A 23,958-nucleotide genomic window follows, 5' to 3' on the forward strand; every position below is an offset into this window, starting at 1 on the left:
CGTCCTGTAGCAGCGGCCGTAGGCCGCGTCCCAAGCGCCGCGTTGAGTCAGGTACACCGCGTGCCGTCTGACGCAGCCTTCGGCAGCTGCTACGGTAATGTGGGGGGGGTCGGTTTTTTGGTTATATGGGCATTCTTAAATAGTATTTTTAAGTATAACCCGGCCTATCTACTATGGCGCTCAAGGCAACTCTCACTTCAAGGAGCATGATCATGAGCGCATCTCTGCGTAGCGTCGACGGTCAGGACGAAGCAACCATTCTGCGCGAAATCCAGAGCGCGCTGCGTGACCTGCGCTTCGGGGCCGTGGAAATCACTGTCCACAACGCCCAAGTGGTGCAAATCGAGCGGAAGGAAAAATTCCGCCTGCAGAATCCGGGCAACAAGCCCAGCTAAATGATTCTGCTATAAAAACGCCAATATAATAATCAAGAGTCATCCAGGAGCTTCACCATGTCTATCCGTCATTACGCTCTGGCGGCGCTCGCCAGCGCGCTGTTTGCAGGCTCTGCGGTCGCCAAGGACTATGAGCTGCTTAACGTTTCCTACGACCCGACGCGTGAGCTGTACCAGGACTACAACGCCGAGTTCGTGAACTTCTGGAAAAAAGCCCACCCCGACGACAAGGTCGACATCAAGCAGTCCCACGGTGGCTCGGGCAAGCAAGGCCGCGCCGTGATCGACGGCCTGCGTGCCGACGTGGTGACCCTGGCCCTGGCCGGCGACATCGACGAAATCGCCAAGCTGGGCAAGACCCTGCCGGACAACTGGCAAACCAAACTGCCGGACGCCAGCACCCCCTACACCTCGACCATCGTGTTCCTGGTGCGCAAGGGCAACCCCAAGGGCATCCATGACTGGAACGACCTGATCAAGGACGGCGTTTCGGTGATCACCCCCAACCCGAAAACCTCGGGTGGCGCGCGCTGGAACTTCCTGGCGGCCTGGGCCTACGGCCTGAAAGCCAACGGCGGTGACGAAGGCAAGGCCAAAGCCTACGTGCAGACCCTGTTCAAGCACGTGCCCGTGCTGGACACCGGCGCCCGCGGTTCGACCATCACCTTCGTCAACAACGGCCAGGGCGACGTGTTGCTGGCCTGGGAAAACGAAGCCTATCTGGCACTGAAGGAAGACGGCGGCAAGGACAAGTTCGACATCGTCGTGCCGTCCGTGTCGATCCTCGCCGAGCCGCCGGTGGCTGTGGTTGATAAGAACGCCGAGAAGAAAGGCAACGAAGCCATCGCCAAGGCGTACCTGGAGCACCTGTACAGCAAGGAAGGCCAGGAAATCGCCGCCAAGAACTTCTACCGTCCGCGTGACAAGGAAGTGGCTGCCCAGTATTCCAAGCAGTTCCAGGAAGTGAAGAGCCTGGCCACCATCGACAAGGACTTCGGCGGCTGGAAAACCGCGCAGCCCAAGTTCTTCAATGACGGCGGCGTGTTCGACCAGATCTACCAGGCGCAGTAAGGATCTGATAGCTAACTGGCCTCTTCGCGGGCAGAGCCCGCTCCCACAATGGACCTGTGCACAGGATCTGGCGTGGGAGCGGGCTCTGCCCGCGAAGGGGCCAATGACGTTTAAAACCTTGTACCAAGGACACTTATGTCGCGTCGTATCTCCCCCGTCATACCCGGCTTCGGGCTGACGCTGGGCTACACCTTGGTGTACCTCAGCCTGATTGTGCTGATCCCGCTGGCGGTAATGTTTGTCCACGCCGCCCAGCTTACCTTCGACCAGTTCTGGGCCATCGTCAGCTCGCCGCGCACCTTGGCGGCCCTCAAGCTGAGCTTCGGCACCGCCCTGTGCGCCGCCATCATCAACGGCATCATCGGCACGCTGCTGGCCTGGGTACTGGTGCGCTACACCTTCCCCGGCCGCAAGATCATCGATGCCATGATCGACCTGCCGTTCGCGCTGCCCACCGCCGTGGCGGGCATTGCCCTGACGGCGCTGTACACCCCCAACGGCCTGGTCGGCCAGTTCGCCGAAAGCCTGGGCTTCAAGATCGCCTACACCCCCCTGGGCATCACCCTGGCGCTGACCTTCGTGACCCTGCCGTTCGTGGTGCGCACGGTGCAGCCGGTGCTGGCCGACATCCCCCGTGAAGTCGAAGAGGCCGCCGCCTGCCTGGGCGCCAAGCCGCTGCAGGTGTTCCGCTACATCCTGGCGCCGGCGCTGCTGCCCGCCTGGCTCACCGGCTTCGCCCTGGCGTTCGCCCGTGGCGTGGGCGAGTACGGTTCTGTGATCTTCATCGCCGGCAACATGCCGATGAAAACCGAGATCCTGCCGCTGCTGATCATGGTCAAGCTGGACCAGTACGACTACACCGGCGCCACCGCCATCGGCGTGATGATGCTGGTGGTTTCCTTCATTCTGTTGCTGCTGATCAACTTGTTGCAGCGGCGCATCGAAACCCCTTGAAGGAGGCGCTGAATATGTCTGCATCTTCAATTGCTGCTACCAGCGCCAACGCCGCCCGCCGTGGCAGCGCCTGGTCGCGCACGGTGCTGATCAGCCTGGGCTGGCTGGTGTTTGCCGTGTTTCTGCTGTTGCCGCTGTTCATCGTGGTGTCCCAAGGGCTGAGCAAGGGCGTGGGCGAGTTCTTCACCGCGATCCTGGAACCCGACGCGCTGTCGGCGCTGAAACTCACGGTGATCGCCGTGGTGATCTCGGTACCGCTCAACGTGGTGTTCGGCGTCAGTGCCGCCTGGTGCGTGAGCAAATACTCGTTCCGTGGCAAGGCCATCCTGGTGACGCTGATCGACTTGCCGTTCTCGGTGTCGCCGGTCATTGCCGGCCTGGTCTACGTGCTGATGTTTGGCGCCCAGGGCCTGTTCGGCCCGTGGCTGGCCGACCATGACATCCAGATCGTCTTCGCCCTGCCGGGCATCGTGCTGGCCACCATCTTCGTCACCGTGCCCTTCGTCGCCCGCGAACTGATCCCGCTGATGCAGGAGCAGGGCACCCAGGAAGAGGAAGCCGCGCGCCTGCTGGGCGCCAACGGCTGGCAGATGTTCTGGCACGTCACCGTGCCCAACATCAAATGGGGCCTGATCTATGGCGTGGTGCTGTGTACCGCCCGGGCCATGGGCGAGTTCGGCGCGGTGTCGGTGGTGTCGGGGCACATCCGTGGCGTCACCAACACCCTGCCGCTGCACGTCGAGATCCTCTACAACGAATACAACCACGTCGCCGCCTTCGCGGTCGCGAGCCTTCTGCTGGTCATGGCGCTCTTCATCCTGCTGCTCAAGCAGTGGAGCGAGAACCGTATTAACCGCCTGCGCAACAGCGCTGCGGAGGAATAATTCATGTCGATCGAAGTTCGTAATGTCAGCAAGCGCTTCAACGCCTTCCAGGCCCTGAACTCCATCAATCTGGACATCCAGAGTGGCGAGTTGGTGGCCCTGCTGGGCCCGTCCGGTTGTGGCAAGACCACCCTGTTGCGCATCATCGCCGGGCTGGAAACCCCGGACGATGGCAGCATCGTTTTCCATGGCGAAGACGTGTCGGGCACCGATGTGCGCAACCGCAACGTGGGTTTCGTGTTCCAGCACTACGCCCTGTTCCGCCACATGACCGTGTTCGACAACGTCGCCTTCGGCCTGCGCATGAAGCCCAAGGGCGAGCGCCCCAACGAGACACGCATTGCCGAGAAGGTCCACGAGTTGCTGAACATGGTGCAACTGGACTGGCTGGCCGACCGCTACCCCGAGCAGCTGTCCGGTGGCCAGCGCCAGCGTATCGCCCTGGCCCGCGCCCTAGCGGTGGAGCCCAAGGTACTGCTGCTGGACGAGCCGTTCGGCGCCCTCGACGCCAAGGTGCGCAAAGAACTGCGCCGCTGGCTGGCGCGCCTGCACGAAGACATCAACCTGACCTCGGTATTCGTGACCCACGACCAGGAAGAGGCCATGGAAGTGGCTGATCGCATCGTGGTGATGAACAAGGGCGTGATCGAGCAGATCGGCTCGCCGGGCCAGGTGTACGAGAACCCGGCCAGCGATTTCGTTTACCACTTCCTCGGTGATTCCAACCGCCTGCACCTGGGCGAGGACAACCACGTGCTGTTCCGGCCGCACGAGGTGTCGTTGTCACGTTCGGAGGTGGAAGGCCACCATGCCGCCGAAGTACGCGACATTCGTCCGCTGGGCGCCACCACCCGGGTCACCCTGAAAGTGGAAGGCCAGCCTGACCTGATCGAAGCTGAAGTGGTGAAAGACCACGACAGCCTGACCAACCTGGCGAAGGGCGAAACGCTGTTCTTCAAGCCCAAGGTCTGGCAGAAGGTAGCCGCGATCTGAAAGGATTGAATCAGTCTGTGGGAGCGGGCTCTGCCCGCGAAAAGATCACCGCGTAGAGTCTGTTGTTACGCGGTGCCCTTTTCGCGGGCAGAGCCCGCTCCCACATTGAGTTCAATCTGCTGGTTCAGCTCTTGTCGCATTCCCATTAGAAACCCCATCTCCGCCACCACAAACAACGGCCCCACAATCAACCCCATCACATCATCCACAAACGCCGGCTTGCGCCCCTCCCAGTAATGCCCGACGAACTGAATCGCCCACCCCACCACAAACAATCCCAACCCTGCACTCAGCCACACCGCCGTCGTCTGCACCGCCAGTGCCTGCCCGGCCCACAGGCACAGCCCCAGCAACACCGTCATCACCACCCCAAACCGCCGATCCAGGCGCAGGTAAAACCACGCCGATGCCAATGCCGCGAATAGCGCAGGGCTTACCCACAAACCGGCTACCCAGCTTCCGGGCCGCGACAGCAGCACCGTGACCGCCACCACAATCAGCGGGATGCCAACGAAATGGCTGGCGATATTTCGCGGGTCGCGGTGGTAGGCGGCGTATTGGCTCAGGTGCTGCACGAGGTTTTTCATTGTTGTGCCCTCAGGTTGGGTGATGATTGATCATGCGCTTTCGCTGGCCCATGCTCTGTCGGCTAGCCGACAAACCCGCACGAGAGGCTTCATGAACGACGTCAACGCCTGGCGCCCGCGCCTGCTGACCGGGCACTGGTTCGCGCAATTGCCACCCTCCCTTCAGGATAGTGTGCTGGCAGCCGCCCGCCTGCGCCGGGTGCCGGCCGGCGCCTGCCTGTTCCAGCGCGGCGATGCGCCGTGTGGGTTGTACGCCGTGGTGGAAGGTTCGATGCGCATCGGCGCGGTGAATGCCCAGGGCAAGGAGGCGTTGCTGGCGCTGGTGGAAGCGCCGCAGTGGTTCGGCGAGATCGCCCTGTTCGACGGCCAGCCGCGTACCCACGATGCCTACGCCGAGGACGACTGCGTGCTGGTGTGGGTGCCCCAGGGGGCGCTGCTGGCGCTGTTGGCAGCAACACCTGGCTGGTGGCGCGACGTTGCCTTGCTGATGAGCCAGAAGCTGCGGTTGGCGTTTGTCATGCTGGAGCAGCAAAGCCTGCTGGCGGCGGCGCCACGGCTGGCGCATCGGCTGTTGATGATTGCCCAGGGGTATGGCGAGGTGGAGGGCGCGCGGCGGATTATTCGGCTGGGGCAGGAGCAGTTGGCGATGATGTTGTCGCTGTCGCGGCAGACCACCAACCAGATCCTGAAAGAGCTTGAGCTGCAGGGAGTGCTACGGCTCAGCTACGGCGAAATCGAAATCCTCGACCTCAACGCCCTCAAGCACGCCGCAACCCTGTAGCAGCTGCCGAAGGCGGCGTCGGGCCCACGCGGACTATCAGCTACACCGCGGTGCCTGTGACGCGGCCTGGCGGCCGCTGCTACAGAGGGTAGGGGCGCTTTTTACGAACCGCGGTAAGTGCTGAAGCCATAAGGGCTCAGCAGCAGCGGAATGTGGTAATGCTGGTCCGTCTGCTTCACCTGGAAAATCACCGGGATCTCCGGGAAGAACGTTTCATGCCCAACGCGCTTGTAATAGTCGCCGGTTTTGAACACCACCCGGTATTCACCCTGCACAAAGGTGTGATCGGCCGGGAACAGTTCGGCAATGCGACCCTGCTCGTTGGTGGTGCCATGGGCCAGCATCTGCCAGTCCTTGCCCACGTGCTGCTCAAGGGTCACTTCCACGCCCGGCGACGGCACGCCGTTTTCCAGGTTCAACACGTGCACGCTCAGCGGGTTGGCCGCCATGGCCAGGCTCGACAGGGTACTCAGGCCCAAGGCCAGTATCAGTTTCATCGGTAGCTCCTTCATGGGTGAATGGCCAGGCCCAGGGCACTGGCGGCAGTGGTTGCGCATTGTTCGTCCTGCTCGGCGCCGCCGGCCCCGGCCACGCCCAGGGCGCCCACCAGTTCGCGGCCTTCGAACAGCGGGATGCCGCCGCCCAGCAACAGCAGTTCGGGCAGGGTGTTGAGGTTGGCGGCCTCGGGGTTGTTGCGCGCCCGCTCGGCGAACAGCCGGGTCGGCGTCTTGCTGGACAGCGCGGTGTAGGCCTTGCGGCGCGCCGCATCGGCGTTGTGCGGGCCTACGCCGTCGGCGCGCTGGGCCAGAATCGGGTTGCCGCCGCGGTCCAGTACGGCGATGGCGGCGCGGCAGGGCGCTGCGTCCACCAGGCGGCGCGCGCTGGCCAGGTCCAGTTCCGGGTGTTGCGGCAGGCCGGCCTGGGCCTGCACAGCGGCCAGGGTGGCGGCGCAGAACAGCAGGGGTTTGAGCGGCATGGCAGGGCTCCTGTGGATAAGTGGCGCTACCTTAACCAGGCCCTGCCTGCAGAAAACCGTCGCCCTGATTACAACTTTGTAATGGGCAAGCGCCGCGTACAGGCCTAGCCTATGCGCAGCTCAATCGAGGTGTGCGATGCATTTGCTGGTGGTGGAAGACGAAGCCAAGACCGCCCGGTTCCTGGCCAAGGGCCTGGAAGAATCGGGGTTCAGCGTGGACGTGGCGCTCAACGGCCTGGACGGGCGGCATTACATCGAGGAACAGGCCTACGACCTGATCATCCTCGACGTGATGCTGCCTGGCCTCAATGGCTGGCAGTTGCTGAAGTTGATCCGCCAGCGTGGCGACACCCCGGTGCTGTTCCTCACCGCCCGGGACGCCATCGAAGACCGCGTGCGCGGCCTGGAGCTGGGCGCTGACGACTACCTGCTCAAACCCTTCGCCTTCGTCGAACTGCTGGCGCGGGTGCGCACCCTGCTGCGCCGCGGCCCTACCCGCGAGGTGGAGCACTACCGCATCGCCGACCTGGAAGTGGACGTGCTGCGCCGCCGGGTCAGCCGTGGCGGCCAGCGCATCGCCCTGACCAACAAGGAATTCGCCCTCCTGCAACTGCTGGCCAGCCGTCGTGGCGAGGTGCTGTCGCGCACCCTGATTGCCTCCCAGGTGTGGAACCTGAACTTCGACAGCGACACCAACATGGTCGAAGTGGCCGTGCGCCGCTTGCGCGCCAAGGTCGATGACCCGTTCATGCCCAAGCTGATCCACACCGTTCGGGGTGTGGGCTACCAGCTGGAGGCGCCTGATGAGTGAGGTCGCCAAGGGGCCGTCGCTGGCGTGGCGGCTGGCCTTGGCCTTCGCCGCGGTGTGCGCCCTGGTGCTGAGCGTGGCGGGGGTGTTCCTGTATCGCAGCCTGGAATCGGAGCTGGTGTACCGCGACGACCAGGCCTTGCTCGGCCGCTTGGAGCAGGTGCGGGCCCTGCTGCAGGACAGCGACAGCCTTGACGCCCTGCAACAGCGCCCGCGCCTGTACCAGAACATGCTCGGCAATCAGGAGAGCCTGCTACTGGTCAATCGCGCCGACGGTACCGCAGTGATCGCCATCAACCCGCGTCGGCAGAAGGTGCCCCCGGTGGCCGCCATCCCCGAGCAGCGCGGCCCGCAGCCCACGGATATCCAACGCTCTGACTCGCTGCTGCTGTTGGCCGGTGCTGCCCAAGGGCCGCGCGGCGAAACGCTGACGGTGATTGTCGGCAAGCATTTGGCCGAGCGCGAGGCCATGCTGGCCAGCTATCGATTGCGGGTGTACCTGGCAGTAGGGCTGGGCGCGCTGCTGGCCTTTGCGGTGGGCCTGCTGTTGCTGCGCCGGGCGCTGTTGCCGCTGCGCCACATGACCGACACCGTGGCCGCCATCGACCTGCGCAGCCTGGACCGGCGCCTGCAATTGCAGGCCATCCCCCGTGAGCTGCACGAGCCGGTGGTGGCCCTGAATGGGATGCTGGCGCGCCTCAACGACAGCTTCGAGCGCTTGTCGCAGTTTTCCGCCGACCTGGCCCACGAGATTCGCACGCCGTTGCACAACCTGCTGGGCAGCAACGGCCTGGCGCTGAACCAGCCACGCAGCGTCGACGAATATCAGGAAGTGCTGGCCTCCAACCTGGAGGAGTACGAGCGCCTGAACCGCATGATCGAAAACCTGCTGTTCCTGGCCCGCGCCGATCACGGCGAGCGCCTGCTGAACCTGCAATCGGTCGACCTGCACGCCTTGGGCGAGGATCTGTGCGGCTATTTCGAAGCCTTGGCCGAAGACCGTGAACTGCGCCTGGACAACCAGTTGCACGGCACGCTGCAGGCTGATTTGCAGTTGCTGCAACGGGCGTTGGCCAACCTGCTGGCCAATGCAGTGCGGCACGCCACGCCGGGCAGCACCATCAGCCTGACGGTGACAGATGGCAGCCTGTGCGTGGCCAACCAGGGCGAGCCGATTCCGGCGCAGCACCTGGGGCGGCTGTTCGACCGCTTCTTTCGCATCGACCCCTCACGCGCCGAACCCGGTGATTCCGGCGGCCTGGGCCTGGCCATCGTGCGTTCGATCATGCAATTGCATGGCGGCCAGGTCAGCGTCAGCAGTGACGCCCAGGCCACGGTCTTCCGCCTGGCCTTCACACCATCCGGTCGCGGAACTGCCCCGGGGACAACCCCGTCCAGCGCTTGAAGGCGCGGTTGAAGCTACTGGCATCGGCGAACCCCAGGCGGAAACCGATCTCGCCCAGCGACACCTCGGCATCGCGCAGGTAGGCCAGCGCCAGGTTCTGCCGGCACTGGTCCAGCAGCGCGTCATAGCGGCAGCCTTCGTCGGCCAGGTGGCGTTGCAGGCTGCGCAGGCTCAAGTGCATGGACTCGGCAATCTGGTCGGCCGAAGGTACGCCCTGGGGCAGGTGGTGTTCGATGGCGTTGCGCACGCGGCGCTCCCAGGTCAGTGGGTGCAACAGCTCCAGCGTGCGGTTGAGCACGGCTTCGTTGTGTTCGGCCAGCTCCGGGTTGGCGTCGTCCAGGTGGCACTCGAAATCGGCACAGGCAAATTCCAGCCCGTTGTACGGCGCGTTGAAATGAACGGGGGCGCGGAACACTGTGTGCCAGGGCGCAGGGTCTGCGGGTGGCGGGCGCGTCAGCCACACGCCCAGCGGCGCGTAGTCCCGGCCCAGGCGGTTGCGGCAAGTGCGCACGTAGATCGCCGCAAAGGCATCCATGGCTTCCGGCGCCGGGGCGGGAGCGCCTTCGGGGATTTCCAGGCGGAACACATAGCGCCCGTTTTCCCGGCTCAGGTGCGGCACTACGGCATCGCTGACCACCTGGTGATAACGCACGATGCGCTCGAACACTTCGCGCAGGTTTTCGCTGGCCACCAGCGCGTAGCCCAGGGCGTGGAAGGTAGTGGGGCTGACGTAGCGCGACACCCGCAGGCCGATGGCCGGGTCGCCGCTGGCCTGCACCGCCAACTGCCACAGGCGCGTGGTGGCCGACAGCGGGTAGCGGGCCTTGGGGTCGTCCATGTGCTGCAGGTCCAGCCCGGCCTTTGCGCACAGCGCAGCGCTGTCCAGGCCCAGTGCGTCGAGTTGTTTGCGCAAGGCTCGGGTCCAGCTGGCAAGCGTGGTCGGTTCAGTCATGGCAGATGGCGCCTGAGGTCAACAGGTTGGCGTCCACGGCTAGCGTTCCTTGGCGAGTTCTGGGGCACAGTCGGTCCATCCATAACAAGAGGATGGAAGCATGGACCGCACTTGTGCAAGCCCCGACAGACTGAATGCACAACAACGCAGCGCGCATATTCGCCAGGTAGTGATGGCCCGAGGCGATGAGTTGCGCCGCCGCTACCCGATACTTCAGCACCAGGACGCCATCGGCGCCAGTATCCTGGCCTTCGCCCTGGCCGGCATGATCGGCAGCGCAGCGCTCTACCTGGCGGGTTACATGGCCTGGTGGGTGTGCCTGCTGCTCAACGCCTTCTTCGCCTCGCTGACCCACGAGCTGGAACACGACCTGATCCACAGTATGTACTTCCGCAAACAGCGGGTGCCGCACAACCTGATGCTGGCGCTGGTGTGGCTGGCGCGGCCCAGCACCATCAACCCGTGGATCCGTCGCCATCTGCACCTCAACCACCACAAGGTCTCGGGCACCGAGACCGACATGGAAGAACGCGCCATCACCAACGGCGAGCCTTGGGGCATCGTGCGCCTGCTGATGGTGGGTGACAACGTCATGTCGTCGCTGATCCGCATGCTGCGGGCCAAGACCTGGGCGCACAAGTGGAGCATCCTCAAACGCACGATGCGGGTGTATGCGCCGCTGGCGCTGCTGAACTGGGGGGCGTGGTATGTGTTCCTGGGCTTCCATGCCGCCAATGGCGTGGCCTGGCTGCTGGGGGCGCCTATCGAGTGGTCAGCCGACACGCTGGCGGTGATGCACGTGATCGACCTGGCCGTGGTGGTGATCGTGGGCCCGAATGTGCTGCGCACCTTCTGCCTGCACTTCGTCAGTTCGAACATGCATTACTACGGCGACGTCGAGCTGGGTAACGTAATGCAGCAGACCCAGGTGCTGAATGCGTGGTGGTTGTGGCCGTTGCATGCGTTCTGCTTCAACTTTGGCAGCACCCATGGCATTCATCATTTTGTGGTGAAGGAACCGTTCTACATTCGCCAGATGACCGCGCCGGTGGCGCACAAAGTGATGGCGGAGATGGGGGTGCGGTTTAATGATTTCGGGACGTTTGCGCGGGCGAATCGGTTTACGCCGGTGCCCGATGCCGTCACCGCCCCCGCTGCGCAAGGCAACGCGTAAGACGCCTGTAGCCGCTGCCGAAGGCTGCGCTGGCCCTGATCCTCGCTGAAGATCTTGAGTGTACTCAGGGGCCAGCGCAGCCTGCCGGCAGCGGCTACAGGGTCGTGGTTGCTGGTATTCAGTCAGGCTGGAAGGGGGATTTGTTCAGGATTACCCCGGTTTCCTCAACGTATTTCTGCCACTCCCCAATCAACGCCGCCAGCTTCTCGGGATGGCTCCCGGCCAAATCATGCACCTCGCCCCGATCCCGGCTCAGGTCATACAGCTGCCAGGTCGCCGGCCCAATCGGCCCGGGGATCCACACCGCCTTCCAATCCCCCTGCCGAATAGCCCGCTGCCCGAACAGCTCCCAGCCCGTGACCGTCTTGTCATCGTGCACGGTCGCCGTCTCACCCGACAGATACCCCAGCCACGAACGCCCGCGCACCGGCGCCACCTCCTTGCCACGCCAGCGCGTACCCGGGTGGCGCACCCCGGCCAGGTCGAGGATGGTCGGGGTCACGTCCATCACCGTGCCGAAGCCATGGCCAATCTGCTTCTGCCGCGCCAGTGCGGGGTAGTGGATCAGCGCGGGCACGCGGATGCCGCCTTCGGTGGTAAAGGCCTTGAACAGCCGTGACGGCGCGGTCGCCGCCTGGGCCCAACCCGGTCCGTACCACACGTAGGAATTGGCCCGGCCAATGTTCTCAAGGCTGTTGTCGTAATGGGTGTCCAGGTACGTCATCAGCTCCGGCCCGAATTTCGGGAAGGCTTCCAGCAGCGCGCCTTCGGCGCCGTTGTCGGACATGAACAGGATGAAGGTGTTGTCCAGCTGGCCCTGCTGGCGCAGGTACTCCACCACCCGGCCGATGTTCCAGTCCATGCGCTCGACCATGGCGGCGTACACCTCCATGGCCCGCGCCGAGGCCTGGCGCTGGCTGTCGTCGAGCTTGTCCCACTCGGCGTTGAGCTCCAGCAGCGGGTGGGCTTCGGTGGCGTCGTCGATCAGGCCCAGTTCGCGCAGCTTCGCCAGGCGCTCCTGACGCAGGGCGTGCGGGCCAGCGTCGTAGCGGCCCTTGTACTTGGCGACGATGTCCGCCGGTGCCTGCAACGGCCAGTGCGGCGCGGAGAAGGGCAGGTAGGCGAAGAACGGCCGGCTCTGGTCGCGCTCCTTGAGGTACTGCAGCAGCTTGTCACCGAAGGCGTCGGAGGAATAGAAGTCCTCGGGCAGTTCGTCGACGAAGGTGTCGTCCTCGATGTACAGCGCCGGGGTGACCTTGAGCAGGCCGGGGGTGCTGTCATCGTAGGTGGGCTCGAAACCGTAGTGGTTGGCCGCGCCCGGCAGCAGCGAGAACGAACGCTCGAAGCCGCGGGCATGGGGCGCCAGTTCGGCGGTCAGGCCCAGGTGCCACTTGCCGCTCATCAGGGTCTGGTAACCGGCTTCGCGCAGCAGCTCCGGCAGGGCCACCACGCGTTCGTTGAGGTAGCCCTCGTAGCCGGGTTTGCCGATCAGTTCGGGCGTCAGCGCCTCGGCCATGGTGCCGATGCCGGCAATGTGGTGGTCGGTGCCGGTCAGCAGCATCGAGCGGGTGGGCGAGCAGGTGGGCGCGGTGTGGAAGTCGGTCAGGCGCAGGCCGGCCAGGGCCAGTTTGTCCAGGTGTGGCGTGGCGATCTCGCTGCCGAAGGCGCCGATGTCCGAAAAGCCGAGGTCGTCGGCCAGGATCACCAGGAAATTGGGACGTTGGGGCATCGTGCGGCTCCATGGTTCAGCAAGCAATGAAGGCGGGGTGCAGGTCGCGGATCTGCACGGGATTGGGCGCCACGTAGTGGTCGTCGCTGGTCAGTTCGTGCAGCAGTTCCTCGCGCAGTTGGTGGAACTCGAAGCTGCTGCGCTGGCGCGGGTGCGGCAGGTCGATGTCCACCACGCGCTTGATGCGGCCGGGGCGCGGCTCCATCACCACCACGCGGTCGGCCAGGAAAATGGCTTCCTCGACGTCATGGGTCACCAGCACGGTGGTGATGCGCGCGCGCTCGCGGATGGCCAGCAGCTCGTCCTGCATCTGCTGGCGGGTCAGGGCGTCGAGGGCGCCGAAGGGTTCGTCCAGCAGCAGGATCCGTGGGCTGGCCACCAGGCCGCGGGCGATGGCCACGCGCTGGGCCATGCCGCCGGACAGCTGGTGTGGGTAGGCACGGGTGAAGTCCTTGAGCCCCACCAGGTTGACGAAGTCCTGCACCCGGCGCTGGCGCTGCTCGTTGCTCAGGGCTTCGTTGACCAGGCCCAGGCCGATGTTTTCCTCGACGGTCAGCCAGGGGAACAGCCGGTGTTCCTGGAAGACGATGCCGCGCTCGCTGCCGATGCCGGTCACCGGCTTGCCGTCGACCTGGATCTCGCCACGGAAGTCGGTGTCCAGGCCGATCAGCAGGCGCAGCAGGGTGGATTTGCCACAGCCGCTGGAGCCGACGATGGCAACGAATTCGCCCTCGGCAATCTGCAGGTTGAACTCGCGGATGGCTTCCAGGGTGCCGCCGTCGACGTCGAACTGCTTGCCGACGTGGTTGAAGCTGACGATAGGGGTGGTCAGTGCGTTCATGCGTGTCTCCAGCGCGTGGCGCGCGCTTCGATGCGTTGTCCGAGGGCGTTGAGCAGGGCGCCGGTGAGGCCGACCAGGAGCATGCCGCTCATGATCAGGTCCATGCGCATCAACTGTTGGGCGCCGATCATCAGGCTGGCGATGCCACCGTTGGACGGCATGAAGTATTCGGCGCCGATGGTGCCCAGCCAGGCGTAGATCAGGCTCAGGCGCAGGCCGGCGAAGATGCCCGGCGCCGCACCCGGCAGCACCAGGCGGCGCAGGCGCTGCCACAGGCTAAGGCGCAGCACTTGGGCGGCTTCGGCCAGTTGCGGCGACAGGCTGGCGACGCTGCGGTGGGTGGCGATGAACAGCGGGAAGAACGCGGCCAGGGCCACGAACACCCATTTGGCGGGCTCACCCAAACCGAACCAGGCGGTAATCAGCGGTACCCAGGCAAAAATGGCGATTTGACGCAGCGCCGACAGGCTGGGGTTGAGCAGGCGGTTGGCGGTGCCGGACAGCCCCAGCAGCAGGCCCAGGCCGAAGCCCAGCCCGCCGCCCAGCAGCAGGCCGCCCACGGTACGGCCCAGGCTGAGGCCCATCGCCGTCAGCAGCGAGCCGTCGAGCAGGCCGGCCCAAGTGGTGTGCAGCACCGCCAGCGGCGAAGCGAGGATGGCGGGGTCGACCCATTGCAGCTGGCTCGCGGCTTGCCACAGCACCAGCAGCGCCGCCGGCAACAGCCACGGCGTCAGGCGGTCCAGGCCACGGGCGCCGACGCTGCGCGGCAGGGCGGCGGTGGCTGCGTGGGGCCAGTGCACCAGCTTGCGGTCGGCCAGGGTGATGCCCTTGTCCATCGCCACGCCGATGATGCCGATCACCACCACGCAGACGAAGACGATATCGAGCATGAACAACTGCCGCGCCCACACCATCAGGTAGCCGATGCCTTCGCTTGAGGCCAGCAACTCGACGGCCAGCAGCGACGACCAGCCCGCGCCCAGCGCCAGGCGCACGCCGGCCATGAACGAGGGCAGGGCGGCCGGCAGCACCAGGCGGCGAATCAGCAGGTGCGGCGGCAGGCGCAGCACGGCGGCGGCTTCGCGCAGGCGCGGTTGGGCGTCACGCACGCCCACCAGGGTGTGCAAGGTGACCGGCACCACCACGGCCTTGATCAGCACCACCAGCTTGAGCAACTCGCCGATGCCGAAGAACACCATGAACAGCGGGATCCACGCCAGGGTCGGAATCTGCGCCAGGGCGGTGAAGGTCGGCAGTACCAGGCGTTCGGCACGGCGGCTGAAACCCAGCCAGGCGCCCAACACGGCGCCACCACCGATACCTGCCAACAGGCCCCAGAACAGCCGTTGCAGGCTGATCCACAGGTTGACGGGCAGGTCGTTGGTGGCCAGGTCCAGCGCGCTTTGCCACACCAGCGACGGCGCCGGCAGAATCTGCTCGCTCATCCAGTGGTTGCGCGCGGCCAGCCACCACAGCAGGAAGATGGCGGCGGGCAGGTAGAAAGGTTGCAAGCGTTGGCCCAGACCGGGACCGGTACGCCGCCTGGCAGTGACGGGTTTTGCCAGGGGCAGGCTAATCAGCGAGTCGCGGGCCATGTCAGACCTCCGTTGTCGGCTACTGCGTGGGGCTATTTGCTTATTCTTTTCAGATATATAAAAAATATTATAAGTTCGATAAAGAGATAAGAGGTGCCATTTAAGGCTGATGTCCGCCTGGCATCCAATGCATTCTGGGAATATTTTTGATGCGCGTTATGCATGGGGTCCGTTCGGCGCTCCTGCTGCCTGCTTATTCCTTAAAGTAACTAAAATGTGAATTTATAGTATTTATGGAAATCAGCTGATGTGTGCCTGACTGAGCGCCATCCGTGATTCAGCCAGGAGCATCCGCCCATGAAAAAAGCCCTTACCCGCGCCATCAGCCGCTTCGCCCTTCCTGCCCTGCTGGCCTGCGCGCCGCTGGCCAGCTATGCCGATGCGGTGAAGGAAATCCGCATCGCCGTGCCCGACCTCAGCGCGGGTGCCCAGCACAGCGGCGGGGGCGTGGTGGATGTGCTGCGCCAACAGCAGTTGCTGGAAAAAGCCTTCGCCGACGACGGCATCAAGGTGAATTGGCAGTTCTTCAAGGGCGCCGGTCCTGTCATCAACGAAGCCTTCGCCAACGGCCAGGTGGACTTTGCCTACCTGGGCGATCTGGCCGCTATCATCGGCAAGTCCAATGGCCTGGACACCCGCCTGCTCAGCGCCACCGCGCGCGGCATCAAACAGTACCTGGCGGTGCAGCCGGGCTCCGACATCAAGACCCTGCAAGACCTCAAGGGCAAGCGCGTAGGCATCTTCCGCGGCACCGCCAGCCAGCTGTCGTTCGACGCCGCGCTGGCCAGCCAGGGCTTGAGCGAGAAGGACCTCAAGGTGGTCAACCTGGACTACAGCGCCGCGCAGTCGGCCTTGGCGGCCAAGCAGATCGACGCTACCTGGGGCCTGAGCAATGTGATTGTGCTGCAGCAGAAGGGCCTGGCTGACCTGCCGCTGACCACCAAGGACCTGGGTGGCGCCGGCAGCATCCAGAGCGTGCTGGTGGGCAATGGCGCGTTTGTCGACGCCCATCCTGACATCGTCGCGCGCCTGCTCAAGGCGCAGGGCACGGCCGTGCAATGGCTGACCCAGGATGGCAACAAGGATGCCTACGTGCAGTTGGTGTCGCAGGTGGCCAGCTATCCACCGGCGATTTTGGCGCAGGATTTGAAGAATGATCGGTTGAGTGAAGTGTTCCCGGCCAGCCTTGATCCACAGTTCCTCGGTACGTTGCAGGCGTCGGTGGACCTGGCAGCGCAGCAGCGCCTGATTCGCAAGCCGTTCAAGGTGGCGGATTGGGTGGCGCCGGCGCTCTGAAAATTCTGGAGTCGGTGATTATTTTATGTGGGAGCGGGCTCTGCCCGCGAAAAGAGCGCCGCGATTAGTCAGTTACTCCACGGTGGCCTTTTCGCGGGCAGAGCCCGCTCCCACAAGGATGTCTGCGTCTCTTTAGCCTGCTTTTGCTGCCGGCTGGGCATCAATCTCGACGATGGTATCGATCATCGCCCGCGCCGCCGGCGACAAGCGATACCCCATGCGGCTGACAATCCCGCAACGCGCACTCAGGCTCTCCAGGTTCTGCGGCAGGTTGCGCCAGTGCAGCCGCACCAGCTGCCCATCGAGATTGTCCTCATCGAAACCCTCTTCGCTGCACAACCCGATGGCATCTGAATTCAACACGATCTTCATCAGCGTGGGCATGTGCTCGGTCTGGATATGCGGGCTGAAATCGGTCTTGCCACTCAGGTTGGCCAGCAGCTTGCGCACCCCCGGCGGGATCAGCGTGGCGGCCAAGGGGTAGTCGAACATGTCGTTGGTGGACAGGCTTTCCTTGTTCACCAGCGGGTGCCCACGGCGGCAGAAGAACGCGCCGCGCTTGGGCGTCAGTGGCTGGGTCTGGAAGTTGGGGTCGGCTTCGAAGTGGCGGATGTCGGCGATGAAGAACTCGATCTCTTCACGGCTCAGTGCGCGGCTGAGTTTTTCCCAGTGGTTGACCTCGAAGCAGGTGCGCACCTTGGGGTGCGCGCGCACGAAGGCTGACACCGCCTCGGGCACCAGGCGCACGGCCGGCGCCGGGCCGCAACCGAAGCGCAGCTCGCCGGCGTCGAGCTTGGTCATCTGCGTCACTTCGCTGGCCAGCAAGGCGGCGCCTTGCACCAGGCTCAGGGCATGTTGCAGTACCACCTGGCCCTCTGGCGTGGGCCGCAGGTCCTTGTTGGCGCGGTCCACCAGCACGCAGCCGAACTCCTGTTCCAATCCTTGGATGCTGCGGCTGAAGGCCGGCTGGGTGATGCCCATGGCATCGGCGGCGCGGACAAAACTGCGGTGTTCGTTGAGGGCGATGAAGTACCGCAGTTGGCGCAGATCCATATGCATTCCCGGCATTTGAAAAATAGGTCGAAGGTATTGGTACAGCGAGTGGGTTGAGGTTTTAAATGCAAGCTCTTATTCCGTCAACGAAGCGTTGGTTGTTTATCTAGAACCAATACTTATATGCATAGAGAGAAGAGGGTCGAACCATGAGCCAAGCCACACTTGCCACAAACCCCACCGCCGTTGCGCTGGATATCCACCCGGTCGCTGGCCGCATCGGTGCCGAGATCCGCGGCATCAAGCTGGGTGCCGACCTGGACGCTGCCACCGTTGAAGCCATCCAGGCTGCGCTGGTGAAGTACAAGGTGGTGTTCTTCCGTGGCCAGACCCACCTCGACGACCAGAGCCAGGAGGCCTTCGCCCACCTGCTGGGCGAGCCCATCGCCCACCCCACCGTGCCGGTGCGCGACGGCACCCGCTACCTGATGCAACTGAGCGGCGCCGACGGCCAGCGCGCCAACTCCTGGCACACTGACGTGACCTTCGTCGATGCCTACCCCAAGGCGTCGATCCTGCGCTCGGTGATCGCCCCGGCTGCCGGTGGCGACACCGTATGGGCCAATACCGCAGCCGCCTACAACGACCTGCCGGCGCCGTTGCAGGAGCTGGCCGACAAGCTGTGGGCCGTGCACAGCAACGAATACGACTACGCGTCGGCCAAGCCGGACGTGTCGGCGGAGAAGCTGGAGAACTACCGCAAGGTGTTCACCTCCACCGTGTTCGAGACCGAGCACCCGGTGGTGCGCGTGCACCCCATCAGCGGTGAGAAAACCTTGCTGCTGGGGCACTTCGTGAAGCGCATCAAGGGCTACAACGCCAGCGATTCGGCGCACCTGTTCGGGTTGCTGCAAAGCCATGTGGTGCGCCTGGAGAACACCGTGCGCTGGCGCTGGAACACGGGTGACGTGGCCATCTGGGACAACCGCGCCACCCAGCATTACGCGGTGGACGACTACGGCACCCAGGAACGCATCGTGCGCCGGGTGACCCTGCAGGGCGAGGTGCCGGTGGGGGTGGCGGGGCAGCGCAGCGTGACAACGCGCGGTATCTGATCCACCCGTAGCCGCTGCCGCCAGGCTGCGCTGGCCCTCTCATACACTGAACATCTCCAGTGAACCCGGGGGCCAGCGCAGCCTGACGGCAGCGGCTATGTATGGACTCGCCCCTCCTGTCTACCCGCTTTTGAAAAACTGCCGCCCGTTGCATCTATGTATTAGGCCTATTCAAGGAAGCCGCTTTGGGCCTCTGGCCGACATTGGAAGAGCTCGTGGTATGCCGATTACAGTCAGGCCTCGAAGGCCGCTAGCCGCTTAGGCATCAATCCACGCCGATCCTATCTGGGGTCAATGTTTTTCAGCACAGGGTTGGACAGTCGTTACCTCGGTGGCAGAACTCGGTGGATCAGTGGCTCATCATCGCTGGCTGGCCGCTGCCATGCTGTCGACGATAAGTCTGGTCATTCTGTAGAAGCCTCCAGACGATACGCAGGTTGCGATTGGCCAGCCGGACCGCAGCCTGTTTGCGGCCCAGGCGGCTCATCCAGCGCAGTAATCGGCGGTCGTCGGGTTGCTCCGAATCGGATCGCAGCTGTTGCAGCACCGCGTGCGCGCCCTGGATCATCAGGCTGCGCAGATATGAATCGCCTCGCTTGCTCATACCGCCCAGGCGAACTTTATTCCCGCTGCTGTGTTGGTCGGGAACCAGGCCAAAGTAGGCCGCGAACTTGCGTGCATTGGGGAACCGTTCGGGCTGGGTTTCCTTGGCTACCAACGCCGTGGCGGTCACCGGACCGATACCGCGCACGCTCATCAGCCGCTTGGCCGTGCTGTCGGCATTTGCCGCTGCTTCCAGACGGCCCGTCAACACCGCAATGCGCTCGCCCAAAAAGCGCCATTCCGCCAGCAGTTCATCGATCAACTCGCGCAACATGGCTGGCACTGGTTGAGTGGCATCCTCCAATACTCGTGGAATTCTCTGGCTGATGGCGACATCACCTTGAGCCAGGACCACGCCGTGCTCAAGCAGCAGGCCGCGCATCTGATTACTCAATGCCGTGCGGCGGCGCACATAGCCCTGGCGAGCACGATGCAATGCCTGCATAGCAAGCGCCGCAACGCTCTTGATCGGTACTGCGCAGATTTTCTCATCACGACCGGCCCGCAAAATCGCCAACGCATCGTTACGATCGTTTTTAGGCCCTGTGCGGTGTGTCGTCACCAGCTTGGCCGGCAAAATCCGAGCCTCGACGCCCTGTTCCTGCAGCTGACGCGCCCAGGCTTGCGCACCTGGTCCCGTCTCCATCAAGACTATGACGTGGGGTGCCAGTTGTTGAAGGAACTCGTAGAACGCTTCGCGCGACTTGAGGCGTTGCTCATAGTGCACGTGGCCGAGGGCATCCTCTCCGGCAACCTGAAAGACATGTTTGGCCAGATCGACTGCCACGGTCGTGCAAGCCGACAAATTGGCGGAAGACAAGGATTGATCAATCGAAGTATGCTTTTTCATGGACTCGCCCTCGCTGTCGTTGGCTGTTTAGACTGCCACCGTGGCGCATTGACGCCTCGGCTTGGGCGAGTCCATCCAATTACAGTGTTTACCACACGCCGATGGGCACCAGTTTCTCTTCCTCAGGCTCGCCATAGCGGAACCGCTTGCCACGCACATCAATCTCCCGATTGCTGATGGTGGTGCGCCGCTTCAACCCGCGCAGCCAATCAAACAGATACCCCTGATGCTGCTCGCGCACCCCGGCAAACGCCGGGTCGGTGCCCAGGTCATGCAACTCCTGCGGGTCATTCTCCAGGTCGAACAACTGCGGCCGGTAGCCGTCGTACGCCAGGTACTTGTAGCGCTCGCTGCGCACCATGTACATGCGGCAGCGGTCGATCGGCTGGCCCAGGCGCTCGCGGGCCGGGGCCTGGAAGGCGTAGTCGTACTCAGCCACGGCGAAGTCGCGCCACTGCGGTTGCCGGCCATGCAGCAGCGGGATCAGCGAGCGGCCTTCCAGGCGATGGTCGGCAGGCGGCAAGCCCAGGGCATCGAGGAAGGTGGGCAGGGCGTCGATGGTTTCGGCCAGGCGATCATCGACGCTGCCACGGGTCACGTCGGCCTCGGCCCGCGGGTCGCGCACGATCAGCGGCACGCCCACGGCCGGCTCCAGCAGGAACTCCTTTTCCCCCAGGAAGTGATCGCCCAGGTAGTCGCCATGGTCACTGGTGAACACGATCAGGGTGTCATCCCAGCGGCCGTTGCTTTGCAGGAAGTCGAACAGCCGGCCCAGTTGGTCGTCCACCTGCTTGATCAGGCCCATGTAGGTGGGGATTACGTTCAGGCGCACCTCTTGGCGCGAGAAGTTGCGGCTTTCCTCGTGCTGGCGGAAGGCGTTGTACACCGGGTGGTCGTTTTCCTGGCCTGGCTGGGGCAGCACGGCGGGCACTACCTGGTCCTTGCCGTACAGCGCGTGGTACGGCGCAGGCGCAATGTAGGGCCAGTGTGGCTTGATGTAGGACAGGTGCAGGCACCACGGCTGTTCGGCCTGTTCGCTGATGAAGTCGATGGCGCGGTCGGTGGTGTAGACGGTTTCCGAATGCTGCTCGGGCACGCGGGCAGGCAAGTGCGCGTTGCGCATTTTCCAGCCGCTGAGAATTTCGCCGTCCTTGCCTTCGGCAGCGTTGGCCCAGTCGTGCCACGGGTTGCGGCCTTCGTAGCCTTTTTCACGCAGGTAGTGGGTGTAGGGCGCGCTTTCGCGCTTGCCGTCGAAGATCGGGTCGTCGGGGAACAGCCCGTCATGACGCACGTAGGGTTCGAAACCCACTTCGTTGAGCTGCTCGGCCTGGGCGCTGTCCGGGGCCATGTCCAGGCGCTGCTGGGCATCGGTGTTGGGCGTGGCGTGGGTCTTGCCCACCAGCGCGGTGCGGATGCCGGCCGGGCGCAGGTAGTCGCCGATGGTCAGCTCGTCCAGCGGCAGCGGCACGGCGTTCCAGGCCACCTGGTGGCTGCTGACGTAGCGCCCGGTGTAGGCCGACATGCGCGACGGCCCGCAGATGGTGCCCTGGGTGTAGGCGCGGCTGAAGCGCACGCCGGCGGCGGCCAGGCGATCGATGTTGGGGGTGTGCAGGTGCGGGTGGCCGTAGCACGACAGGTAGTCGCGGCGCAGTTGGTCGCACATGATGTACAACACGTTCTTGATGGCGGTCATGGTCGGTACCTGGAATCAGAGGGCTTTGCCGGTGGCGTCGAAGGCGGGCCACAGGGTGTCGAGTTTCTGTTGCTGCACGGCGGCGTCCACGAAGCGTGGCTCTACCCAGTCGGCGGCAGTGAAGGGGCGGCGGATCAGGCCCAGGGTCTTGGCCTGGTCGACGCTGTCCTGCAGGCTGGCGCGCAGGAAATCGTCGATGCGTGGCGAGTCGCGGAACTTGAGGTCATCGCCTGCGCTTTCCTGTTCGAACAGCTTGGCGGGGATCGCGCTTTGCTCACCCATCAGCTGGTTGTAGGCGGCCTGGTTCTGGCCGTCGGTGAGCCAGGCGGCGTTCTTCACCAGCACGTTGATCAGGCGCTGGGTCAGGTCGGGGTGCTGGTCGATGAAGGCTTGGGTGGCCACCAGCCCGGCCTGGGTGGTGGACAGGCGCGGCAGTTGTTTAGTGCTGAGTGGGAACTGCACGCCCTGCTGGCCCAGGGCGAGAATGCCCATGCCCGACCAGGTGGCGTCGATCTGGCCGCTGGCCAGGGCGGCACGGGCGGCGCTCCAGTCCAGGCTGATGATTTGCAGGTCGTGTTCCTTCAGGCCCTGGGCGGCCAGGGCGCGGGCGAACGACAGTTGGTCGGCGGTACCCCGGTACACGGCCACGCGCTTGCCCTTGAGGTCCGCCAGGCTGTGGATATCCGAACCTGCGCGGGTGGCCAGGTACATGTTGTTGCCGCGCGCGCCCAGCAGCAGGCGGGTCTGCAGGCCGCTGGAGCGACCGATAATGGCCGCCAGGTCGCCCAGCCAGGCGAAGTCCAGTTGCTGATTGGCCAGCGCTTCGTTGACGGCCGGGCCGGCGCCCTTGAAGAAGTGCCACTCCACCTTCACGCCGTCGGCGGCGAACTCGTTCTCCAGTTGCTTCTGGATATGCGCCAGGCCCACGGGCCCGGCAATGAACGGGGCGCTGCCGGCGCCCTGGTCAGGTGTGCCGATGCGAAGGGTGACGGGGTCGGCTGCCTGGGCCTGGCCCAGCAGGCCGGCGAGGACGATGCCTAAGAGCGGTTTGAAGAACTTTTTCATGGGCCTTCCTGATTGCGCAAGTCACTGAAATAGCGACTATTTCGCGATCGGGAGGGGGTATTCGGCAAGCGCATTCAGTGAATAATTTGTATGCAGCGGATGCATACCGTAGCCGCTGCCGAAGGCTGCGCTGGCCCTGGGCCTCGCTGAAGATTTCCAGGGTTCACACCGGCCAGCGCAGCCTGGCGGCAGCGGCTACGGGTGGGTGGCTTACACCGCCAGGTTGTGGATGTCGTAGGTGCTGGCGCTCTCATCCCGCCCATCCACCAACTTGATCTCTTCGATCATCGCCTCCGCCAACGGCGACAACCGATACCCCGCCCGGCTGACTATCCCATAGCGGGTAAACAACTCTTCACGCTGCTCATCCAGCCCCTCGATACGCAAACGCACCAACTCGCCACCGGCATTCTGCACCGCATCGCTGTAAGTGCCGCTGATGCCAATGGCGTCCGAACGCAGCACCACGCTCAACAGCGCATAGCTGCTTTCGCACTCCACATTCGGCGCAAAGTCCGGGCGGCCGCTAAGGTCGGCCAGCACTTTGCGCAGGTTGGGCGGGCGCAGGGTGGCGGCCAGGGGGTAGCTGAGCAACTGCTCGGCGGTCACCCGTTCCTGCTGCGCCAGCGGGTGCCCGGCGCGGCAGCAGAAGTGCCATTTGCGCGGGCGCAGGCGATGGGTGTGGTAGTCGGGGTCAGCTTCGAACTGGCGGGTATCGGCGACGAAGAATTCGAATTCTTCGCTCAGCAGCCGCTTGCTCAGGCTGTGCCAGTCATCCACGTGGAAATGCACCCGCGCCTTGGGGTAGCGACCGATGAAGCTGCCCACCGCCGACGGCACCAGCCAGGAAGCCGGCGCCGGTCCGCAGCCGAAGCGCAGTTCACCGGCCTCCAGGCCATTGAATTGGCTGATCTCGTTGCTCAGCTGACGCGCGCCGCTGACCAGTCGGCGGGCATGTTCGAGCACCACCTGGCCCTGCTTGGTAGGTGGCAGATCCTTGCGCCCACGGTCCACCAGCTGGCAGCCGACGCTGTGTTCCAGCGCCTGGATGCTGCGGCTGAAAGCCGATTGCGACAGGTTAACCGCCACCGCGGCAGCGACGAAGCTGCGGTGCTCGGCAAGGGCGATCAGGTGGCGGAGTTGGCGCAGGTCTATATGCATTTTTCACATTAAAAGTATCGGGCAAATGCATTTGCTA

23 protein-coding genes are annotated in these 23,958 nt (G+C 64.3%); 11 read left to right on the forward strand and 12 right to left on the reverse strand.

The window, feature by feature from the left end; genetic code table 11:
* Window positions 1-212: 212 nt before the first annotated feature.
* The 5 genes from oscA (at window position 213) to ACZ9GA_RS29395 (ending at window position 4,297) form a co-directional block, all read left to right on the forward strand.
* Window positions 213-395 carry a sulfur starvation response protein OscA gene (gene oscA / locus ACZ9GA_RS29375; RefSeq protein WP_007941032.1) on the forward strand — a complete coding sequence of 61 codons (183 nt, stop codon included), beginning with the start codon at window positions 213-215 and terminating at the stop codon, window positions 393-395.
* 57 nt (window positions 396-452) lie between these two features.
* Window positions 453-1,466, forward strand: a complete 1,014-nt coding sequence (locus ACZ9GA_RS29380; RefSeq protein ID WP_457358798.1) for a sulfate ABC transporter substrate-binding protein — start codon at window positions 453-455, stop codon at window positions 1,464-1,466.
* A 135-nt stretch (window positions 1,467-1,601) separates the two neighbouring features.
* A complete protein-coding gene (cysT, locus tag ACZ9GA_RS29385) occupies window positions 1,602-2,420 on the forward strand; it encodes a sulfate ABC transporter permease subunit CysT (protein WP_457358797.1) in 819 nt (272 codons plus the stop codon).
* Window positions 2,421-2,434: 14 nt separating this feature from the next.
* On the forward strand, window positions 2,435-3,304 hold the full coding sequence (gene cysW / locus ACZ9GA_RS29390) for a sulfate ABC transporter permease subunit CysW (RefSeq protein WP_457358795.1): 870 nt from the start codon (window positions 2,435-2,437) through the stop codon (window positions 3,302-3,304).
* Between the two features lie 3 nt (window positions 3,305-3,307).
* On the forward strand, window positions 3,308-4,297 hold the full coding sequence (locus tag ACZ9GA_RS29395; protein ID WP_027980027.1) for a sulfate/molybdate ABC transporter ATP-binding protein: 990 nt from the start codon (window positions 3,308-3,310) through the stop codon (window positions 4,295-4,297).
* Window positions 4,298-4,362: 65 nt separating this feature from the next.
* Here ACZ9GA_RS29395 and ACZ9GA_RS29400 read toward each other — a convergent pair whose 3' ends face one another.
* A complete protein-coding gene (locus tag ACZ9GA_RS29400; RefSeq protein ID WP_457358793.1) occupies window positions 4,363-4,884 on the reverse strand; it encodes an Mpo1 family 2-hydroxy fatty acid dioxygenase in 522 nt (173 codons plus the stop codon).
* Window positions 4,885-4,975: 91 nt separating this feature from the next.
* On the opposite strand from ACZ9GA_RS29400, the gene ACZ9GA_RS29405 reads away from it, so the two are divergent.
* Window positions 4,976-5,665, forward strand: a complete 690-nt coding sequence (locus ACZ9GA_RS29405) for a Crp/Fnr family transcriptional regulator (RefSeq protein ID WP_457358792.1) — start codon at window positions 4,976-4,978, stop codon at window positions 5,663-5,665.
* Between the two features lie 101 nt (window positions 5,666-5,766).
* Here ACZ9GA_RS29405 and uraH read toward each other — a convergent pair whose 3' ends face one another.
* Window positions 5,767-6,177: a hydroxyisourate hydrolase gene (uraH, locus tag ACZ9GA_RS29410; RefSeq protein ID WP_457358790.1), complete on the reverse strand. Its 411-nt coding sequence runs from the start codon at window positions 6,175-6,177 to the stop codon at window positions 5,767-5,769.
* Complete coding sequence (locus ACZ9GA_RS29415; RefSeq protein ID WP_027980031.1) at window positions 6,174-6,641, reverse strand: GlcG/HbpS family heme-binding protein; 468 nt, start codon at window positions 6,639-6,641, stop codon at window positions 6,174-6,176. Before ACZ9GA_RS29415 ends, uraH begins: the two co-directional genes overlap by 4 nt.
* Window positions 6,642-6,777: 136 nt before the next feature.
* On the opposite strand from ACZ9GA_RS29415, the gene ACZ9GA_RS29420 reads away from it, so the two are divergent.
* Complete coding sequence (locus ACZ9GA_RS29420) at window positions 6,778-7,452, forward strand: heavy metal response regulator transcription factor (protein WP_457358788.1); 675 nt, start codon at window positions 6,778-6,780, stop codon at window positions 7,450-7,452.
* Entirely contained in the window at window positions 7,445-8,854 is a 1,410-nt protein-coding gene (locus ACZ9GA_RS29425; protein WP_457358786.1) for a heavy metal sensor histidine kinase, read from the forward strand. The genes ACZ9GA_RS29420 and ACZ9GA_RS29425 overlap by 8 nt, the downstream gene beginning before the upstream one ends.
* On the opposite strand, the gene ACZ9GA_RS29430 is transcribed toward ACZ9GA_RS29425, so the two are convergent.
* On the reverse strand, window positions 8,802-9,806 hold the full coding sequence (locus ACZ9GA_RS29430) for an AraC family transcriptional regulator (protein ID WP_457358784.1): 1,005 nt from the start codon (window positions 9,804-9,806) through the stop codon (window positions 8,802-8,804). The genes ACZ9GA_RS29425 and ACZ9GA_RS29430 overlap by 53 nt on opposite strands.
* Before the next feature lie 100 nt (window positions 9,807-9,906).
* On the opposite strand from ACZ9GA_RS29430, the gene ACZ9GA_RS29435 reads away from it, so the two are divergent.
* Window positions 9,907-10,980: a fatty acid desaturase gene (locus ACZ9GA_RS29435; protein ID WP_457358783.1), complete on the forward strand. Its 1,074-nt coding sequence runs from the start codon at window positions 9,907-9,909 to the stop codon at window positions 10,978-10,980.
* Window positions 10,981-11,098: 118 nt separating this feature from the next.
* Here ACZ9GA_RS29435 and ACZ9GA_RS29440 read toward each other — a convergent pair whose 3' ends face one another.
* Genes ACZ9GA_RS29440 through ACZ9GA_RS29450 form a run of 3 tightly spaced genes read right to left on the reverse strand, consistent with a single transcriptional unit; the run spans window position 11,099 to window position 15,145 of the window.
* Window positions 11,099-12,709 carry an arylsulfatase gene (locus ACZ9GA_RS29440; RefSeq protein WP_457358781.1) on the reverse strand — a complete coding sequence of 537 codons (1,611 nt, stop codon included), beginning with the start codon at window positions 12,707-12,709 and terminating at the stop codon, window positions 11,099-11,101.
* A gap of 16 nt (window positions 12,710-12,725) precedes the next feature.
* The gene (locus tag ACZ9GA_RS29445; RefSeq protein WP_155980601.1) at window positions 12,726-13,541 is read right to left on the reverse strand and encodes an ABC transporter ATP-binding protein; all 816 of its coding nucleotides are present in this window, start codon (window positions 13,539-13,541) and stop codon (window positions 12,726-12,728) included.
* 5 nt (window positions 13,542-13,546) lie between these two features.
* On the reverse strand, window positions 13,547-15,145 hold the full coding sequence (locus tag ACZ9GA_RS29450) for an ABC transporter permease (protein ID WP_457358779.1): 1,599 nt from the start codon (window positions 15,143-15,145) through the stop codon (window positions 13,547-13,549).
* A gap of 297 nt (window positions 15,146-15,442) precedes the next feature.
* Between ACZ9GA_RS29450 and ACZ9GA_RS29455 the strand changes: the two genes are divergently transcribed.
* Window positions 15,443-16,441, forward strand: coding sequence for an ABC transporter substrate-binding protein (locus ACZ9GA_RS29455; RefSeq protein WP_457358777.1), 999 nt, complete (start codon window positions 15,443-15,445; stop codon window positions 16,439-16,441).
* A 132-nt stretch (window positions 16,442-16,573) separates the two neighbouring features.
* Here the strand turns inward: ACZ9GA_RS29455 and ACZ9GA_RS29460 are convergent, their stop codons facing one another.
* The gene (locus ACZ9GA_RS29460; protein ID WP_455921716.1) at window positions 16,574-17,494 is read right to left on the reverse strand and encodes a LysR family transcriptional regulator; all 921 of its coding nucleotides are present in this window, start codon (window positions 17,492-17,494) and stop codon (window positions 16,574-16,576) included.
* A 149-nt stretch (window positions 17,495-17,643) separates the two neighbouring features.
* On the opposite strand from ACZ9GA_RS29460, the gene ACZ9GA_RS29465 reads away from it, so the two are divergent.
* Window positions 17,644-18,549 carry a TauD/TfdA dioxygenase family protein gene (locus ACZ9GA_RS29465; RefSeq protein ID WP_455921715.1) on the forward strand — a complete coding sequence of 302 codons (906 nt, stop codon included), beginning with the start codon at window positions 17,644-17,646 and terminating at the stop codon, window positions 18,547-18,549.
* Window positions 18,550-18,898: 349 nt separating this feature from the next.
* On the opposite strand, the gene ACZ9GA_RS29470 is transcribed toward ACZ9GA_RS29465, so the two are convergent.
* From ACZ9GA_RS29470 to ACZ9GA_RS29485, 4 genes are all read right to left on the reverse strand, one after another.
* Window positions 18,899-19,957, reverse strand: coding sequence for an IS110 family RNA-guided transposase (locus tag ACZ9GA_RS29470; protein WP_457363625.1), 1,059 nt, complete (start codon window positions 19,955-19,957; stop codon window positions 18,899-18,901).
* A 133-nt stretch (window positions 19,958-20,090) separates the two neighbouring features.
* Window positions 20,091-21,695 carry an alkaline phosphatase family protein gene (locus ACZ9GA_RS29475; RefSeq protein WP_457358775.1) on the reverse strand — a complete coding sequence of 535 codons (1,605 nt, stop codon included), beginning with the start codon at window positions 21,693-21,695 and terminating at the stop codon, window positions 20,091-20,093.
* Window positions 21,696-21,710: 15 nt separating this feature from the next.
* Complete coding sequence (locus tag ACZ9GA_RS29480) at window positions 21,711-22,760, reverse strand: ABC transporter substrate-binding protein (protein ID WP_457358773.1); 1,050 nt, start codon at window positions 22,758-22,760, stop codon at window positions 21,711-21,713.
* A 210-nt stretch (window positions 22,761-22,970) separates the two neighbouring features.
* Window positions 22,971-23,921 (reverse strand): LysR family transcriptional regulator, encoded by a 951-nt coding sequence (locus tag ACZ9GA_RS29485; protein WP_457358772.1) that lies wholly within the window; start codon window positions 23,919-23,921, stop codon window positions 22,971-22,973.
* Window positions 23,922-23,958: the final 37 nt, after the last annotated feature.

The organism is Pseudomonas sp. TE3644, assembly GCF_056278815.1.